We start from the raw sequence: 16,927 nt of genomic DNA, 5'->3' as shown, positions 1-16,927 counted from the left end.
GAGTTCTACAGCCTGGTGGAGCGCCACCACGACGGACGTCCGGACATGATCGGCATGGAGGCCGTCAACCAGCTGCTGGTCGCCCTCGAGGTGCACCGCTTCGACTTCTGCTTCATCGGCGCGGGGTATGAGAAGGAAGTCGACGAATTCCTCACCGTCAACCCGGGTTTGGCGGGCCGGTTCAACCGCAAGCTGCGGTTCGCGTCGTATGCCCCCGACGAGCTGGTCGAGATCGCGGTCCGCTACGGACAGCCCCGCGCGACGGTCATCGAGCCGGCTGCCCGCGAGGCATTGAACATGGCCTGCAAGACATTACGGGCCTACCTGGCGCCGGACGGCACGCACGGGGTTGACGTCATGCAGAACGGACGTTTCGCCCGCAACGTCGTCGAGCGGGCCGAACGGCTACGTGATTCCCGGGTGGCCGCCCAGCACCGCACCGACAGAGGCTCGGTGACGGTCGAGGACCTCGAGACGTTGCGCACCCAGGACATCGTGGCGGCGGTCACCGATGCATGCGCGGAAAAGCATGTGCCCGTTCAGCTTTGATCACTGAACGGATCGAATCGAAATACCGCGACCCGGCCGGCCAGCGCCTCGAACTCCTCAGGTGTGCCGTCGACCACCGTGCCGGCGCTTTTGGCGAACGACACACCGACCGGCACCTCGGCCGGGAAGACCCGGAGTATCGGGCGAGCCTGTGCGGGAGTCAGTTCCACGATCCTGACCGGCCACGACCGGCGGCCCCGGCTGAGGGTTCCGGCGCCGGCGGCACGGGCGTTGGCCGCCCAGTCCGCGCCCGGGTATCCGGCGACGACGTAGAGGGCGCCGTTGCAGCCAAACGGTGTCATCGGCGTACGGCGCGGTTTGCCGGACTTGCGGCCGGGCACCGTCAACACCATGGCGGGCCCGGTGGGGATGCCGAGCTTCTGCGCCGCGATCATCAGCTTGTTCATCGGCTTGAGGTATCGCGGCGGACGGGGATTGGACATGAGTTGTCTCCCTGGCTAGTTGGTGAAGAGCTGGCGGTGGTCGGCCACCCACTGCGCAAACGGCGTGGCAGCTCGGCCGGTGATTTTCTCCACCTCGTGCGTGACCAGCGCCGGCTTGTCGACGGCGTCGGCAAGCATGGCGATGTACGCGTCGGCGAAATCGGCGCCCAGACCGATCGCCACGAATCGCTGCCGGACGATGTGCGGTGGCGCCTCGACATAACGCAGCCGCCGACCCAGCACGGTGCCGATCACGTCGACCAGATCGGCATTGGTGAGCGACTGCGGTCCGGTAAGCGGAATACGCTGTTCCACAACGTCATTAGTGAGTAATGCGTGAGCTGCCACCGCGGCGATGTCGGCCGCCGCGATGGGTGCACTGGATGCCTCGGCATACGGCCCGCCGACGATGTCGCCGGCCCGGATCTGCGCCGACCACATGCCGGCGAAGTTGGTCGCGAACACCGACGGCCGCAGACTGATCCACGCCAGGCCAGAGTCGACGCAGAGTTGCTCGACCTCCTTGTTGCGGTCACCGCGAACGCGCGAAGGCTGCCGCGCGAGGTCGTCGTCGGCGTTGATGGCCGAAAGCGCGACCAGTTTGCCGACCCCGCTGCGTCGGGCCACCGACACCACGTCGGCGAGATCATCGCCGAGCGCGCGGGAATTGACAAAGACCGCCGACGCGCCGGGAAGCGCGTCGACGGCGCTGTGCACCAACTGCACGCCGTCGGGAAAGCCGGCAGCTTGAGCCTGTCGCGTGACGGCCCGCACCCGCTCACCCGCCGCCGCGAGCAGAGTCACCAGCGGGCGTCCGATGTTGCCGGTTGCCCCGGTCACGACAATGGTCATGGTTGCCTCCTTATTGACGACGCGCTTTTCATCAAGGACGGTCCCGGGGATGGGAAAGTTACGGCGCTAGCGTGTAACTTTCCGCCCATCCAGATCGTCGTGAACTCATGAGCAAGCCCGTCGAGGATCAGATCGCCGAGGCGTGGCGACGCCATCGGCCGTACCTGGTGAACCTCGCCTACCAGATGCTGGGTGACGTCGGAGACGCCGAAGACGTTGCGCAGGAGGCGTTTCTACGACTGTCGCGGGCCGAGGTCGACGACATCGACGATGTCCGTGCCTGGCTGACCGTCGTCGCGGGGCGGCTGTGCCTTGATCAGGTCCGGTCCGCCCGAGCCCGCTATGAGCGGCCCGACGACATCGGTTCGGACGCGATCGCGCTCAACTCGACCGACCGGCCGGGGCCGGCCGAACGGGTGACGCTGGACGACGAGGTGCGAGCCGCATTGCTGGAGGTGCTGCGTCGGCTGAGCCCCGGTGAGAGGGTCTCGTTCGTGCTGCACGACGTGTTTGGGGTGCCGTTCGACTCGATTGCCGAGACTGTGGGCCGCCCAGCGGGCACCTGCCGCCAGCTGGCCCGTCGTGCCAGGGCGAAAGTCACTGCGGCGCAGCCGAAGCCGGGTGAGGTGTCGACGGCTGAGCATCAGCAGGTCACCGAGAAGTTCATCACCGCATGCGCCAGCGGCGATCTGCAGGGCCTGGTCGAGGTGTTGGACCCGACGGTCTGGGGCGTCGGCACGATTCTCGCTGACCCCGCGCCGCCTCCGCAGATCAATCACGGGCCGCACGACGTCGCGGAGAATCTGCTGCGCTACCTCGGGCCGGGCGCGACTGTGGTGAGTGGTCCGGCCGGCCAACCGGTGCTGCTGGCATTCGCCGAACGACGGCTGTTCGCCGTCGTCGTGCTGACCATTCGCGCGAATGTGGTGACCAAGATCGAGGCCACCGCCGACCCGTCAGCCCGCGTCTAGCGGGATTCCCGCGGGGGCTCCTGCCGAGCGGCGAAGAACCCGGCGACCGCCGCGGAGATCTCCAGGAAGGTGCGCCGCGTCTTACGGGCCAGTTCGCTGCGGACGTCGATGACGCCGCCGGGACGTAGATGCGGATCGAAGGGCACCTCGACCACCTTCTGACCGCGCTCGAGGAACTGGTGCGCCAACGCCGATCGGTGCCGCTTGTCCGAATGACCGTCGGAGTCGTTGAGCACCACCACGGTTCGACGCAGCAGACTGGTCCGGCCGTGTGCCGCCAGCCACTCCATGGTCTGCGCCGCGGCGCCGGCACCGTCCGCCCACGGCGACGACACCACGATCAGCGCGTCGAGGTCGTTCAGGGCCTCTTGGGTCACCGGAGCATCCATCGTGGACCCGCAGTCGATGATCGCGATCGTGAAATGACGGTCGAGTCGTGAGGTGGCCTCCCTGTACAGCGCGGGGTCGAGCACGCGCCGTGGCCCGGCGGTCGGCTCGCCCGCCAGCACGTAGAGACCCGCCGAGTTGCTTCCGACCCGGCTGCTCACGTCGGCGAACGAGCGGAGGTTCTGGTCGGACGCGATCTCCCAGTACGAGCCGTTGGTGCGCGGGTCGATCCGGCTGCCGAGCCGGCCGAAGGCGGTGTCGGCGTCGATGGCGACCACGCGGTCTTGGCGGCGCAACTCGGCGAAGATGGAGCCGACGCTGGCCGCGACGGTGGTCTTGCCGACCCCGCCTTTGCCCAGCACCCCGACCTTGAAGTTGCCCCGCAGCGCCGACCCGATGGCGGCCTCGTAGGCGGCGTCCTGCCGCTCGGTGGCCGACGGTCCCAGGTTCACCAGCCCGAAGGTCGCTTTGAACACGGCCCGGCGCCATCCGTAGGCCGGGCCGGGCGCAGTGGTCCGCTCACGGGGGGTGAAGTCGATGTCGCCCCACGACGTGGGCGCTGCCGGGCCCGGTTGCGCCGAGCCTGGTGCGGGTGGGGTCGACGCCCACGGGGGTACGGGCCGCTGCTGCGACTGCGTCTGCGGCTGAGGTTGGGACTGTGGCTGCGTCTGCGGCTGAGGCTGAGGCGCCGCGGGACGCGGCGGCGGGCCGGGCGGCTGACTCGGCGGGGCGAATCGCTGCCGGTCCCGCAGGAAGTCGTCCGATTCGGTCATGAGCCCACCCGCTCGGGGATCCAGTACTCGCGCAGGCTGGGCGTGAACACCGTCAGGATCAGGTCGGGATCCCGGGTGGTCCCTGCCCGCGTGTAGGTGTCGATGAGCCTGCGGACGTCGTGTTCGGCCAAGCTCATGGATTCATCGTAGGTCGGTCCGCTTCGGCGCAGCGCCGCGATCGGCGATTGCGCAGGTCACCCCAGCCCGGCCGACCCAGGCGACAAAAAACTTCGGCAACTTTGTCGACGACGTTGCCGCAGAACCCGACGGGAGCGCCGCGGCTCGTCACAGGTGCGCTGTGACGGCCCCTAAATCCCTGCTGCCACGCCTTATGGGTGCGCTGCCACACCGGATGGCCACCCATCCGTGGCCCGACGGCCGATTCCGGTGGTCGGGCGCCTGCCGGCACAGCAAACAACCCTGCCAGCTATTCCGTAGGGGGCGGAACTCGGCGGCCGAGTCACGGCGGCTGCCCGACGCCCAAATGCCTTGTGGCGCAGCACGGCCGGGTACCGCAACGGTGTGCAGGCCGTCACAACGGAGCGGCACCGGGGATCCACGGGTTAAGATGGTCCAAGTTGGCATGTCAGGCGGGTTTTGTCATATCGTTTTACGACTTGTCGAAAACCGGTAATCGGGCCACCGTTCAGCGCCGTACGGATACTCCCCAACCGGAATCGTCGTTATCCGGCGAGCAGCACATCGACGAGCCACGGGGGTTCAGCCCGCAGCCATCAGGGCGCGGCCCCCAACGGAAAGCGTCGTCAATGCTGCGGCGGAAATCGGTGAAGGAGCAGGTGGGAATGGCGCCCAACCGCGTCGGGCTCTACAACCCCGCATTCGAGCATGACTCGTGCGGGGTGGCCATGGTCGTCGACATGCACGGTCGTCGCACCCGCGACATCGTCGACAAGGCCATCACGGCGCTGGTCAACCTGGAGCACCGCGGCGCCCAGGGCGCCGAACCGCACAGTGGTGACGGCGCCGGCATCCTGATCCAGGTGCCGGACGACTTCTTCCGGCAGGTCGTCGACTTCGACCTGCCCGAGGCGGGCAGCTACGCCACCGGCATCGCGTTCCTGCCGCAATCGGCCAAGGACGCCAGCGCGGCGTGCGCGTCGGTGGAAAAGATCGTCGAAGCCGAGGGTCTGCAGGTGCTGGGGTGGCGCAACGTGCCCACCGACGACTCCTCGCTGGGCGCACTGGCCCGCGACGCGATGCCCACCTTCCGTCAGATCTTCATCGCCGGTGCCGAGGGGATGGCGCTCGAGCGCCGCGCCTACGTCATCCGCAAGCGGGCCGAGCACGAGCTGGGCACCAAGGGTCCGGGCCAGGATGGGCCCGGACGCGAAACCGTCTACTTCCCAAGCCTTTCCGGTCAGACCTTCGTCTACAAGGGCATGTTGACCACGCCGCAGCTCAAGGCGTTCTACCTCGACCTGCAAGACCAGCGGCTGACCAGCGCACTGGGTATCGTGCACTCGCGGTTCTCCACCAACACCTTCCCGTCGTGGCCGCTGGCGCACCCGTTCCGGCGCATCGCGCACAACGGTGAGATCAACACCGTCACCGGCAACGAGAACTGGATGCGGGCCCGCGAGGCGCTGATCGACACCGACGTGTTCGGTTCACGCGACGACGTCGACAAGTTGTTCCCGATCTGCACCCCGGGCGCCTCGGACACCGCGCGCTTCGACGAGGCGCTGGAGCTGCTGCACCTGGGTGGGCGCAGCCTGCCGCACGCCGTGCTGATGATGATCCCGGAGGCCTGGGAGCGGCACCCCTCGATGGACCCCGCCCGTCGAGCGTTTTACGAGTACCACGCATCGTTGATGGAGCCGTGGGACGGACCCGCGTCGATGACGTTCACCGACGGCACCGTCGTCGGCGCGGTGCTGGACCGCAACGGCCTGCGCCCGTCCCGCATCTGGGTGACCGAGGACGGCCTGGTCGTGATGGCGTCGGAGGCCGGCGTGCTCGACCTCGACCCGGCCAAGGTGGTGCGCCGGATGCGGCTGCAGCCGGGCCGGATGTTCCTGGTCAACATGACCGAGGGCCGCATCGTCTCCGACGAGGAGATCAAGGCCGAGCTGGCCGCCGAGCAGCCCTATCAGGAGTGGCTCGACAAGGGCCTGATCCCGCTCGCCGAGTTGCCGCAGGGCAACTACGAACGGATGCTCGAGCACCGGGTTGTGTTGCGGCAGTTGGTCTTCGGCTACACCTACGAGGAGCTCAACCTGCTGGTCGCGCCGATGGCACGGGCCGGCGCCGAGCCGATCGGCTCGATGGGCACCGACACGCCCGTCGCGGTGCTCTCGCAGCGTCCCCGGATGCTCTACGACTACTTCCAGCAGCTGTTCGCGCAGGTAACCAACCCGCCGCTGGACGCCATCCGCGAAGAGGTGGTGACCAGCATCCAGGGCACGGTCGGGCCGGAGGGCGACCTGCTCAACCCGAACGAAGACTCGTGCCGCCAGATCATCCTGCCGCAGCCGGTGCTGCGGAACCACGAGCTGGCCAAGCTGATCAACCTCGACCCCGACGTCGAGGTCAACGGTCGCCGGCACGGATTGCGCTCCAAGGTGATTCGCTGTCTGTACCCGGTCGCTGAGAATGGCGCCGGGCTCAAGGCCGCGCTCGACGACGTGCGGCAGCAGACGTCGGCGGCAATCGCCGACGGGGCGCGGATCATCATTCTCTCCGACCGGGAGTCCGACGAGAAGCTGGCGCCGATCCCGTCGCTGCTGGCCGTCTCGGCTGTGCACCACCACCTGGTCCGGGAACGCAGCCGCACCAAGGTCGGCCTGGTCGTCGAGACCGGCGATGCCCGCGAGGTGCACCACATGGCGGCGCTGATCGGGTTCGGCGCGGCCGCGATCAACCCCTACATGGCCTTCGAATCCATCGAGGTCATGCTCGACCGCGGCGACTTCGGCGACCTCGACCGCGAGGCCGTGCTGAACAACTACATCAAGGCGTCCGGCAAGGGCGTGCTGAAAGTGATGTCCAAGATGGGCATCTCGACGCTGGCGTCCTACACCGGCGCCCAGCTGTTCCAGGCCGTCGGTGTCGACGAGGACGTGCTCGGCGAATACTTCACCGGGCTGACCTGCCCGACCGGCGGAATCAACCTGGCCGACATCGCCGCCGACGTCGCGACCCGGCACTCGCTGGCCTTCCTGAGCCGTCCGGACGAGCGGGCCCACCGCGAACTCGAGGTCGGCGGGGACTACCAGTGGCGCCGCGAGGGCGAGTACCATCTGTTCAACCCGGACACCGTGTTCAAGCTCCAGCACGCCACCCGCACCGGGCAGTACAAGATCTTCAAGGAATACAGCCAACTGGTCGACAACCAGAGCGAACGGATGGCATCGCTTCGTGGGCTGCTGCAATTCCGCGAAGGGCTGCGACCGCCGGTCCCGCTCGACGAGGTCGAACCGGCCAGCGAGATCGTCAAGCGCTTCTCGACGGGCGCGATGAGCTACGGCTCGATCTCCGCCGAGGCGCACGAGACGCTGGCCATCGCGATGAACCGGCTCGGGGGCAGGTCGAACTCCGGTGAGGGCGGCGAGAGCGTCACCCGCTTCGACCGCGAGACCAACGGCGACTGGCGCCGCAGTGCGATCAAGCAGGTCGCCTCGGCACGCTTCGGTGTCACCTCGCACTACCTGAGCAACTGCTCCGACATCCAGATCAAGATGGCCCAGGGCGCCAAGCCCGGTGAGGGCGGCCAGCTTCCGGCCGGCAAGGTCTACCCGTGGATCGCCGAGGTGCGGCACTCCACCCCGGGCGTGGGCCTGATCTCGCCGCCACCGCACCACGACATCTATTCGATCGAGGACCTGGCGCAGCTGATCCACGACCTCAAGAACGCCAACCCGCAGGCCCGCATCCACGTGAAGCTGGTCTCGGAGAACGGCGTCGGCACCGTCGCCGCCGGGGTGTCCAAGGCGCACGCGGACGTGGTGCTGATCTCCGGCCACGACGGTGGCACCGGCGCGACCCCGCTGACGTCGATGAAGCACGCCGGGGCGCCCTGGGAGCTCGGCTTGGCCGAGACCCAGCAGACGTTGCTGCTCAACGGATTACGTGACCGGATCGTCGTCCAGGTGGACGGCCAGCTCAAGACGGGCCGCGACGTGATGGTCGCCGCGCTGCTGGGCGCCGAGGAATTCGGCTTCGCCACAGCACCTTTGGTGGTGTCGGGCTGCGTGATGATGCGGGTGTGCCACTTGGACACCTGCCCGGTCGGGGTGGCCACTCAGAACCCGGTGCTGCGCGAGCGGTTCAACGGCAAGCCCGAGTTCGTGGAGAACTTCTTCCTGTTCATCGCCGAAGAGGTCCGCGAGTACCTGGCGCAGCTCGGTTTCCGCACCGTCAACGAGGCGGTGGGCCAGGTCGGCTCGCTGGACACCACGCTGGCCCGCGCGCACTGGAAGGCGCACAAGCTCGACCTCTCGCCGGTGCTGCACGAGCCGGAGTCGGCCTTCATGAACCAGGATCTCTACAACAGCTCCAAGCAGGACCACGGCCTGGACAAGGCGCTCGACCAGCAGCTGATCGTGATGAGCCGCGAGGCGCTGGACTCGCAGAAGCCGGTGAGCTTCGCCACCACCATCGCCAACGTCAACCGCACGGTCGGCACCATGCTCGGCCACGAGGTGACGAAAGCCTATGGCGGCCAAGGCTTGCCGGACGGCACGATCGACATCACCTTCACCGGGTCGGCCGGCAACAGCTTCGGCGCGTTTCTGCCGAGCGGCATCACGCTGCGGGTCTTCGGCGACGCCAACGACTACGTCGGTAAGGGGCTGTCCGGAGGCCGCGTCGTGGTCCGTCCGCCGGAGAACGCGCCGGCGGACTACGTCGCCGAGGACAACATCATCGGCGGCAACGTCATCCTGTTCGGCGCCACCAGCGGCCAGGCGTTCCTGCGCGGTGCGGTGGGCGAGCGGTTCGCCGTGCGCAACTCCGGTGCGCACGCAGTGGTCGAAGGCGTCGGCGATCACGGCTGCGAATACATGACCGGCGGCAAGGTGGCGATACTGGGCAGTACCGGCCGTAACTTCGCGGCCGGCATGTCCGGCGGTATCGCCTACGTCTACGACCCCGAGGACGTTTTGGAAGCCAACCTCAACTCCGAGATGGTCGCACTCGAGAGCCTCGATTCCGAGGACCTCGAGTGGCTGCACGGGATGCTGCAGGCCCACGTCGAGGCGACCGATTCCGCTGTGGGCCAACGTATTCTGGCCGGCTGGGATGCCGAACAGCAGCGCTTCGCCAAGGTGATGCCGCGCGACTACAAACGGGTACTCGAGGCGATCGCCGAGGCTGAGCGCAACGGCACCGATCCCGAAGAAGCGATCATGGCGGCCGCCAGTGCCTGATCCCAAGGGTTTCCTCAAGTACACCCACCGCGAGACGCCCAAGCGCCGGGCGGTGGACCTGCGCCTCAAGGACTGGAACGAGGTCTACGAAGACTTCCCGCACCCCGCCCTGCAGATCCAGGCAAGCCGTTGCATGGACTGCGGAATTCCCTTCTGCCACAACGGTTGTCCGCTGGGGAACCTGATCCCGGAATGGAACGATCTGGTCCGCACCGACCGGTGGCGGGACGCCATCGAGCGGCTGCACGCGACCAACAACTTCCCGGAGTTCACCGGCCGGCTGTGCCCGGCGCCGTGTGAGTCGTCGTGCGTGCTGGGCATCAACCAGGACGCGGTGACGATCAAGCAGATCGAAGTCGAGATCATCGACAACGCCTTCGAGCAGGGCTGGGTGGTTCCGTTGCCGCCCGACAAGCTCACCGGCAAGAAGGTCGCCGTGGTGGGTTCCGGGCCGGCCGGCCTGGCCGCGGCCCAGCAGCTGACCCGCGCCGGTCATTCGGTGACGGTGTTCGAACGCGCCGACAAGATCGGTGGCCTGCTGCGTTACGGCATTCCCGAGTTCAAGATGGAAAAGCGGCACCTGGACCGCCGGCTCGACCAGATGCGGGCCGAGGGAACCGAGTTCCGCGCCGGCGTCGACGTCGGCGTCGACATCAGTGCCGAGGAGTTGAAGTCCGACTTCGACGCGGTGGTGCTGTCCGGCGGGGCGACCGCCTGGCGCGACCTGCCGATCCCCGGCCGCGAGCTCGACGGCATCTACCAGGCAATGGAGTATCTGCCGTGGGGCAACAAGTACGCGGTCGGCGAGTTGGACACTCCGCCGATCACCGCAGAGGGCAAGAAGGTCGTCATCATCGGTGGCGGTGACACCGGTGCTGACTGCCTGGGCACCGCCCACCGGCAACGTGCGGCGAGCATCCACCAGTTCGAGATCATGCCGCGCCCGCCCGAGACCCGCGCGGCATCGACGCCATGGCCGACCTACGCGATGATGTTCCGGGTCTCGTCGGCCCACGAAGAGGGGGGCGAACGGGTCTTCTCGGTCAACACCGAGGAGTTCGTCGGTCGCGACGGCCATGTCACCGCGCTGAAGGTGCACGAAGTCACCCAACAGGACGGCAAGTTCGTCAAGACCGAAGGCAGCGATTTCGAACTCGAGGCCGACCTGGTGTTGCTCGCGATGGGCTTTGTCGGCCCGGAGCAGAAGGGTCTGCTGACCGAGCTGGGTGTCGACCTCACCGAGCGGGGCAACATCGCCCGCGGCAGCAACTTCGAGTCATCGGTGCCCGGGATCTTCGTAGCCGGCGACTCCGGCCGCGGGCAGTCGCTGATCGTCTGGGCGATCGCCGAGGGCAGGGCAGCCGCGGCGGGTGTGGACCGGTTCCTGATGGGTGAGACCGCCCTTCCGGCCCCGATTGCCCCGACGGCGGCACCGCAACGGTAGTCACATTCGTCACATCCGAAACATTTGATAAATTCTTCGGCGCGTCTTACACTATTTGCCAGCAAATGGGTGTCTACTAGTTCGGCATGGGCGCCGCGGGGTGTGGAGCCTGGTTGAGCTAATCGACCGCAGGAGTATGCAGCGTGTATATGAACCCAATGACCCGCTCCCGGGTCGGCCGAATCGCCTGGTCATTCTTTCGATACCCGGTTCGGAGCCGTGAATTCCCCGCCAAGCACGAGCGTCTCGTGACGGCAGACGAATTACTGCGGTTCGGCTTCTGAGCTTTTCCAAATGTCCCGTAGATAACAACGGGCGTTTGCTGGACGTCATCACTTTGTGACTTCCGACCTGACGCAGAGACCCGGTACGCGTGGGCCGGCCGCCCGACTGGGCGCCGCCGCGGGACGGTGGCGCCAACCCCTCTCCAACGCTGAGGTCGGTGAGGCGCGGGCAGGTCCAAGTGATTTCCAACGGGGCGTTGTTAGCGTGCGCCAGCAATTTCGCGCAGCAGTAGGCCGGCCAGCCGCACTGCCGCGACCCCGCAGAAAGGGCGCCCTATGACCGTTCCACCCGGCAACTACCCGCCGCCGCCGAGCGGCTACCCGCCGCCCCCGGGCAACTATCCGCCGCCGCAGAGCAGCTACCCGCCGCCGGCCGGCTACCCGTCGGCCCCGGGCGGCCAGCCCGGCGCCCTGCCCGCCGAGGCCTACACACCGTGGCTCACCCGGGTGCTGGCGTTCCTCGTCGACTACGTGCCCTACGCCGTCATTTTGGGAATCGGCTTCGGCATCGAGGCGGCAACGCAGGAAACCGCGTGCATCACCGATACCTCGGAGCTTCAGATCGGAACCGTGTGCGCGACCGGAAACTCCACCCTGGGCGTCGCCGCGGTCGTCATTTCCGCGCTGGTCGCGCTCGTGTTCGTGTTCTGGAATCTGGGCTACAAGCAGGGCACCACAGGTTCGAGCATCGGTAAGTCAGTGCTGAAGTTCAAGGTCGTCAGCGAAGAGACGGGCCAGCCGCTCGGGTTCGGTATGTCGATCGTGCGCCAGTTCGCCCACGCCATTGACGCGGTCATCTGCTACGTGGGCTTTCTGTTCCCGCTGTGGGATGCCAAGCGCCAGACGATCGCGGACAAGCTCGTGAAGTCGGTCTGCCTGCCGATCACCTAAGAGCTGATCAGCCCGGAGTCGCGGATCGCCTCGGCCAGTGGGTCCAGCACGGCCGGATCGTGTGGCGTCGGGATGTACACGATGCCCAGGTCGAGGCCTTCGGCTGCCAGCCCCGCGGCGTCGTCGATGACCTTCGCGTAGTCGAGGTCGTCCTCCAATCGCAGGTGCGCCGACGTCATGATCTCTTTCGGGTCGCGACCGATGTCGGCGCAGTGCGACGCCAGCACTTCACGCTTGTGGGCGAACTCCTGCGGGGTGCCGCCGACGAAGTTCCAGTGCTGGGCGTACCGCGCGGTGATTCGCAGCGTGCGCTTCTCGCCGCTGCCGCCGATGCAGATCGGCGGGTGCGGGCGCTGCGGGCCTTTGGGTTCGTTGCGGGCGTCCTTGAGTTGGAAGAACGTCCCGTCGAAGTCGGTGGTCTCGTTGCTGAGCAGACTGGTCAGCACCTCGCAGGCCTCTTCGAACCGGTCGAAGCGTTCTCTGATGCTGCCCAGTTCGATGCCGTAGGCGCCGGACTCCTCTTCGTTCCACCCGGCACCGATACCCAGTTCCAGCCGACCGTTGGAGATGATGTCAAGGGAGGCAACCATATTGGCGAGCACCGCCGGATGGCGGTAGTGGATGCCGGTGACCAGGGTGCCGAGCCGCAGTCGGGTGGTTGCCTGGGCCAGTGCGGTGAGCGTCGTCCAGCCCTCCAGACACGGCCCGGTACTGTCGCTGAAGATCGGGTAGAAGTGGTCGAAGGTCCAGCCGGACTCGAAGACGTCGATGTCGTCGGCGGCCTTCCAAACGGCCAGCATCCGGTCCCAGGTGGTGTTTTGGGGTGATGTTTTGAACGCGAATCGCATGAGCCCGACGGTAGTCCAGCTCGGCCGGGAGTGCCCGCGGCGGTACGCCGACGTGGTCGCATTGCCGATCGACGTCAAGCTCACCTTGCTGTCGGCCGGGCTGATCTTCCTGCTCGCCCTGATCCTCGGAGTCTGGAAGTACCGGCAGGTGCTGATCTCCGAGGATCACCGTGCCCACCCCTACGTCGACATCGCGCACCGCGCTGCGCTGCTGTACTCCTTCGCCGCGCTGCTGGTTGCAGAGTTCGTCCACCTCAGCGTGTGGCCCACCTGGGTCAACCTGACCGCGGCGATGGTCCTGGTGTTCTTCTTCGTCGTCGCGATCTGGACCTACATCTTCCATGGCTGGAAGCAGGACACCGACAACCAGTTCGCCAACCCCGACCGGGCGATGCGGCTCGGAATGGTGGCGCTGGTCATCGGCGAGGTGGGCGGCTTCGGGGTGCTGCTGGCCGGATTCATCGCCGGCCAGTTCTGACCGTCAGCTGATGGCGCCGCTCTTCCCCATCGCTGCGCTCTGACCGTCGTCGGCGGGGGCTGACTGTGCCGCTCCTCCCCATCGCTGCGCTCTGCCCGTCGTCGGCACGGGGCACACTGGAAAAATGGATCCCGTAGCCGCTCTGCGACAGATCGCCTACTTCAAGGACCGCGCCCGGGAAGACACCAGGCGGGTGATGGCGTACCGCAACGCCGCCGACATCGTCGAGGGCTTGGATGAGTCGGAGCGGGAGCGGCACGGCCAGGCCAACAGCTGGCAGTCGCTGCCCGGGATCGGTCCCAAGACCGCCAAAGTGATCGCCCAGGCCTGGTCCGGTCGCGAGCCGGACGCGTTGGTCGAATTGCGCTCCGCCGCCGAGGATCTCGGCGGCGGGGAGATACGTGCCGCGCTGCGCGGCGACCTGCACCTGCACTCGAACTGGTCGGACGGCTCGGCGAACATCGACGAGATGATGGCCACGGCGAAGGCGTTGGGGCACGAGTACTGCGCGCTGACTGACCATTCGCCGCGGTTGACCATCGCCAACGGGCTCTCTCCCGAGCGGCTGCGCAAGCAGCTCGACGTCATCGACGGTTTGCGGGATCAGTTCGCGCCCATGCGGATCCTGACCGGGATCGAGGTCGACATCCTCGACGACGGCAGCCTGGACCAGGAGCCGGAGCTGTTGGAACGCCTCGACATCGTGGTGGCCAGCGTGCATTCGAAGCTGTCGATGGACGCCCCGGCGATGACGCGCCGGATGGTCGCCGCCGTCAGCAACCCCCATGCCGATGTGCTGGGGCACTGCACCGGCCGGCTGGTCGCGGGAAACCGCGGCGTCCGCAAGGAGTCGACGTTCGACGCCGAAGCGGTGTTCACCGCCTGCCTCGAGCACGGCACCGCCGTCGAGATCAACTCCCGGCCCGAGCGTCGCGATCCGCCGACCCGGCTGCTGAACCTGGCGCTGGAGATCGGCTGCGATTTCAGCATCGACACCGACGCGCATGCGCCGGGCCAACTCGACTTCCTCGGCTACGGCGCCCAGCGCGCGCTCGAGGCGGGGGTGCCGGTGGACCGCATCGTCAACACCTGGCCGGTGGACAAACTGCTGGCCCGCACCCGCCAGAATTAGCGCCAAGGTCGAGGCGGCGACCGCTCTAGGGTTGGGCCATGGCGCATCGACTGGTGGTTCTGGCGATGGCGCTCACCGCTGTCGCCGTCCCGCCGGCGGCCGCTGATCCCGATCCGCTGCCGGACCTGAGCGGGTACACCCCAGTCGAACCGGAAGACCTCGGGAAGTACTACAACTATCCGACTACCTACGGCGTCAATTTCGGCACCCCGGGCGGTTATCGGTGCCGGATCACTTACACGTGGAAGGCGAACCCCAACGTCAAGACGGCGTCATGCTGGGGCGACCTACCTGGAACGTCGTACAACGCCGTCGGCGTCACAGCAGGCATGGAGACTGCACCGGCTGACTTCAGGAACGTCGATCTTGCGGCCATGGAGCAGTTCCACGGCCCACCACCGGATGTCCCGTCGATACGGACTGTCGACCCGGACTCGTACAAACTGCTGCCCGCGGGAAGCAAACTCACCTTCTCCGGCTCGGCCACCTGCGCGGCGGCCGACGCGATGACCGTGTGCGTGCTGGGCGATCACGGCTTCGTCCTCAAACCCGATGGCAGCCGCGCGTTTTGAGGCCGAGCGGGCCAGCACATCAGTCCGGCAGATGCGGGACCTCCACACCGGCGTCGCGGCCGACCAGCACGCCGCGGGTCAACGCGGCTTTGCCGTAGCGTCGGCGCACGTCGTCGATCGCCGCGTCGACGATTCCGGGGTCGGCGCCGGTGGTGAAGGGCAGCACCAGCTGCTCGGCGCCGTCGCGATCGATTTCCGACACCGCGAAACCGACCAGCGTGAGCCCACGTTCGGCGATCAGCGGCGCGGCGGCCGCGACCAACTGTCGGGCGGCACCCAGCAGGGCTTCGGTGGAGCAGGTCGCCTGCGGCAGGGTGCGCGAGCGGGTGACCCGGCCAAAGTCGTTGAACCGCAACCGCAATGTCACGGTCCGGCCGGTCCGGCCCGATGCCCGCATCCGGCCGGCGATCCGATCGATCAAGCCGATCACCACGGCGTCCACCTCCGCCGCCGACATGCCGTTACCGGCGCGGCCCAGCGCCCGCTGCGCCCCGACCGACCGGCGCCGGACCCCCGTCGTCACCCGCCGACGGTCGATGTTGCGTGACAGCGCGAACAGTTGTCGTCCCATCGCCGGGCCCACCATCGAGGCCAGCATGGACTCGCTGAGCTCAGCCACGTCGGCGACCCGCTCGATGCCGTGCGCCCGCAGCTTGTCCGCGGTGACCGCGCCGACACCCCACAACCGGCGCACCGGCAGCGGGTGCAGGAAGGCCAGCTCGCGCCCGGGCGGGACCAGCAGCAGGCCGTCGGGCTTCGCCTCCTGGCTGGCGACCTTGGCCAGGAACTTCGTCCGCGCGATACCGACCGTGATCGGCAGCCCGACCCGATCGCGGACCTCGTCGCGCAGCCGGGATGCGATCTGCACCGGCGTACCCGAGACCCGCTGCAAGCCTCCGACGTCCAGGAACGCCTCGTCGACCGAGATGGCCTCGACCAGCGGGGAGGTGTCGCGAAAGACCTCGAACACCGCGTCGCTGGCTTGGCTGTACGCCGACATCCGGGGCGCGACCACGACCGCCTGCGGGCACAGTCGCCGGGCCTGGGCGCCGCCCATCGCGGTGCGCACGCCGTACGCCTTGGCCTCGTAGCTGGCGGCCAGCACCACCCCGCCGCCGACGATCACCGGCCGTCCGCGCAGGCCCGGATCGTCACGCTGCTCGACGGATGCGTAGAACGAGTCGAGGTCCGCGTGCAGAATGGTGGCTTCACCGCCGGGAACCCGCACGAACATATGTTCGCATCGACTGCCGACGAGCGCTAGGCCTGTTCGCCGTAGATGCTGGACATCCAGATGTGCACCAGGGTCTCGAGCAGCCGTTCCTTGGGCACCGAGGGGCTGTCGTCGGCGAAGGAGGTCAGCATCAGTTTCTCGTTGAGCAGGTTCAGCGCCGCCGACAGCTCGGCCGCCGGCAGCGTCACCGGCGCCGCGCCGCGGGCCCGTTCGGTCTCGATCACCACCGCGATGTGGCCGACCCACTTCTCCATGAACCGCGACCACAGCTTGCGAACGTCGGCGTTGGTGCGCGCGGAGTCGGCGGCCAACGACACCGCGCGATGCGAGCCGAAAGTCTCGACGAACACGTTGATGCCGATGCGCCACAACGCTTTCAGGTCGGCCGGGGGATTGGCCACCATGCTCTCCAGGGCGGAGTCCGCCTCGATGATGACCCGCTCGAACAGCGTCAGCAGCACCGCGTCTTTCGACGGGTAGTAGAAGTAGAACGTGGGCCGGGAGATGCCGGCACCCTTGGCCAGGTCGTCGACGGAGATGTCGGCCAGCTGCCGGCGTTCGAGCAGCCTCTCGGCGGTGGTGAGGATCGCCAGCTCGCGGTCGTCGCCCGACGGGCGCGCAGAGCGCCGGCCTCGTTGGGTGGGTTTGGATCTGACGGGCGCCACCCGCGTTACTTTACACG

General features: G+C 67.6%; 14 protein-coding genes and 1 pseudogene. 8 read left to right on the top strand and 7 right to left on the bottom strand.

Going from position 1 to position 16,927, the window contains the following annotated elements; all coding sequences use genetic code 11:
- A pseudogene (locus CYU59_RS18560) lies at nucleotides 1-549 on the top strand (type VII secretion AAA-ATPase EccA); the annotation flags it as partial.
- On the opposite strand, the gene CYU59_RS18555 reads toward CYU59_RS18560, so the two are convergent.
- Both CYU59_RS18555 and CYU59_RS18550 read right to left on the bottom strand, forming a co-directional pair.
- Nucleotides 540-992, bottom strand: a complete 453-nt coding sequence (locus CYU59_RS18555; RefSeq protein ID WP_293001329.1) for a nitroreductase family deazaflavin-dependent oxidoreductase — start codon at nucleotides 990-992, stop codon at nucleotides 540-542. The pseudogene CYU59_RS18560 and the gene CYU59_RS18555 overlap by 10 nt on opposite strands.
- A 15-nt stretch (nucleotides 993-1,007) precedes the next feature.
- Nucleotides 1,008-1,844 carry an NAD(P)H-binding protein gene (locus CYU59_RS18550; protein WP_293001327.1) on the bottom strand — a complete coding sequence of 279 codons (837 nt, stop codon included), beginning with the start codon at nucleotides 1,842-1,844 and terminating at the stop codon, nucleotides 1,008-1,010.
- Nucleotides 1,845-1,951: 107 nt separating this feature from the next.
- Between CYU59_RS18550 and sigI the strand changes: the two genes are divergently transcribed.
- Entirely contained in the window at nucleotides 1,952-2,815 is an 864-nt protein-coding gene (sigI, locus tag CYU59_RS18545) for an RNA polymerase sigma factor SigI (RefSeq protein WP_293001325.1), read from the top strand.
- On the opposite strand, the gene CYU59_RS18540 is transcribed toward sigI, so the two are convergent.
- On the bottom strand, nucleotides 2,812-3,975 hold the full coding sequence (locus CYU59_RS18540) for a MinD/ParA family protein (protein ID WP_293001323.1): 1,164 nt from the start codon (nucleotides 3,973-3,975) through the stop codon (nucleotides 2,812-2,814). The genes sigI and CYU59_RS18540 overlap by 4 nt on opposite strands.
- The gene (locus CYU59_RS18535) at nucleotides 3,972-4,112 is read right to left on the bottom strand and encodes a hypothetical protein (protein WP_293001321.1); all 141 of its coding nucleotides are present in this window, start codon (nucleotides 4,110-4,112) and stop codon (nucleotides 3,972-3,974) included. Before CYU59_RS18535 ends, CYU59_RS18540 begins: the two co-directional genes overlap by 4 nt.
- A gap of 666 nt (nucleotides 4,113-4,778) precedes the next feature.
- Between CYU59_RS18535 and gltB the strand changes: the two genes are divergently transcribed.
- The 3 genes from gltB to CYU59_RS18520 all read left to right on the top strand — a co-directional run bounded on the left by gltB (nucleotide 4,779) and on the right by CYU59_RS18520 (nucleotide 11,981).
- A complete protein-coding gene (gltB, locus tag CYU59_RS18530) occupies nucleotides 4,779-9,362 on the top strand; it encodes a glutamate synthase large subunit (RefSeq protein WP_293001319.1) in 4,584 nt (1,527 codons plus the stop codon).
- Entirely contained in the window at nucleotides 9,355-10,806 is a 1,452-nt protein-coding gene (locus CYU59_RS18525) for a glutamate synthase subunit beta (RefSeq protein ID WP_293001317.1), read from the top strand. Before gltB ends, CYU59_RS18525 begins: the two co-directional genes overlap by 8 nt.
- Before the next feature lie 560 nt (nucleotides 10,807-11,366).
- The gene (locus tag CYU59_RS18520; protein ID WP_293001315.1) at nucleotides 11,367-11,981 is read left to right on the top strand and encodes an RDD family protein; all 615 of its coding nucleotides are present in this window, start codon (nucleotides 11,367-11,369) and stop codon (nucleotides 11,979-11,981) included.
- Here CYU59_RS18520 and CYU59_RS18515 read toward each other — a convergent pair.
- On the bottom strand, nucleotides 11,978-12,829 hold the full coding sequence (locus CYU59_RS18515) for an LLM class F420-dependent oxidoreductase (protein ID WP_293001313.1): 852 nt from the start codon (nucleotides 12,827-12,829) through the stop codon (nucleotides 11,978-11,980). The two genes, CYU59_RS18520 and CYU59_RS18515, sit on opposite strands and share 4 nt — an antisense overlap.
- Between CYU59_RS18515 and CYU59_RS18510 the strand changes: the two genes are divergently transcribed.
- From CYU59_RS18510 to CYU59_RS18500, 3 genes are all read left to right on the top strand, one after another.
- Nucleotides 12,828-13,307 carry a hypothetical protein gene (locus CYU59_RS18510; protein ID WP_293001311.1) on the top strand — a complete coding sequence of 160 codons (480 nt, stop codon included), beginning with the start codon at nucleotides 12,828-12,830 and terminating at the stop codon, nucleotides 13,305-13,307. The two genes, CYU59_RS18515 and CYU59_RS18510, sit on opposite strands and share 2 nt — an antisense overlap.
- Nucleotides 13,308-13,431: 124 nt before the next feature.
- Nucleotides 13,432-14,439 (top strand): PHP domain-containing protein, encoded by a 1,008-nt coding sequence (locus CYU59_RS18505; protein WP_293001309.1) that lies wholly within the window; start codon nucleotides 13,432-13,434, stop codon nucleotides 14,437-14,439.
- A 38-nt stretch (nucleotides 14,440-14,477) separates the two neighbouring features.
- On the top strand, nucleotides 14,478-15,011 hold the full coding sequence (locus CYU59_RS18500) for a hypothetical protein (RefSeq protein ID WP_293001307.1): 534 nt from the start codon (nucleotides 14,478-14,480) through the stop codon (nucleotides 15,009-15,011).
- A gap of 19 nt (nucleotides 15,012-15,030) precedes the next feature.
- On the opposite strand, the gene dinB is transcribed toward CYU59_RS18500, so the two are convergent.
- Both dinB and CYU59_RS18490 read right to left on the bottom strand, forming a co-directional pair.
- The gene (gene dinB / locus CYU59_RS18495) at nucleotides 15,031-16,245 is read right to left on the bottom strand and encodes a DNA polymerase IV (RefSeq protein ID WP_293001305.1); all 1,215 of its coding nucleotides are present in this window, start codon (nucleotides 16,243-16,245) and stop codon (nucleotides 15,031-15,033) included.
- A gap of 26 nt (nucleotides 16,246-16,271) precedes the next feature.
- A complete protein-coding gene (locus tag CYU59_RS18490; RefSeq protein ID WP_293001303.1) occupies nucleotides 16,272-16,910 on the bottom strand; it encodes a TetR/AcrR family transcriptional regulator in 639 nt (212 codons plus the stop codon).
- Between the last annotated feature and the right edge of the window lie 17 nt (nucleotides 16,911-16,927).

The organism is Mycobacterium sp. (genome assembly GCF_002863225.1).
GTDB lineage: Bacteria > Actinomycetota > Actinomycetes > Mycobacteriales > Mycobacteriaceae > Mycobacterium.
The sequence above is the reverse complement of the archived record's forward strand: the minus strand, read 5'-3'. Positions and strand labels throughout refer to the sequence as shown.